The organism is Streptomyces hazeniae (assembly GCF_031845485.1).
Taxonomy (GTDB): Bacteria; Actinomycetota; Actinomycetes; order Streptomycetales; family Streptomycetaceae; genus Streptomyces; species Streptomyces hazeniae.
Genome location: NZ_JAVREQ010000241.1, coordinates 1 through 401, shown reverse-complemented (window position 1 = coordinate 401; position 401 = coordinate 1). Strand labels below are relative to the sequence as shown.

The 401-nt window shown below is 69.3% G+C and carries 1 protein-coding gene; it reads right to left on the bottom strand.

Translation table 11 applies throughout. The annotated features are described in order from the left end of the window. Window positions 1-401, bottom strand: a 401-nt coding sequence (locus RM572_RS29530) for a transglutaminase family protein (protein ID WP_311676406.1), incomplete at both ends; no start/stop codon positions are given.

Sequence of the window (401 nt, the reverse complement as noted above, 5' to 3'; positions counted from 1 at the left end):
CCCAGGCTTGCGAAGTCCCGCCAGCATCGGTGAGACGCGCGATCTCGGCGAAGGCGATCTCCAGCTCGTAGAGCGCTCCCGACCGGCCCTCGTCCACCCGCGGGGCCTGTGACGTGGTGCCGATGAACCGGCCGGCGAACAGGTAGGACAACGAGGGGTGGCGTTGCCAATAGGTGAGCAGCGACACCAGCAGGTCGGGCCGGCGCAAGAGCGGTGAGTCGGCCGGAGTGATGCCGCCGAGCGTGATGTGGTTGCCGCCGCCGGGACCGCCGTGCGTACCGTCCACGTCGAACGATTCGGTCGACAGCCGGGCCTGCCGGGCCTGCTCGTAGAGGGTCTCCAGTTGGGCGCTCTGTTCGGCGAAGCTGGCGGTCGGTGCGACGTTGACCTCGATGACGCCC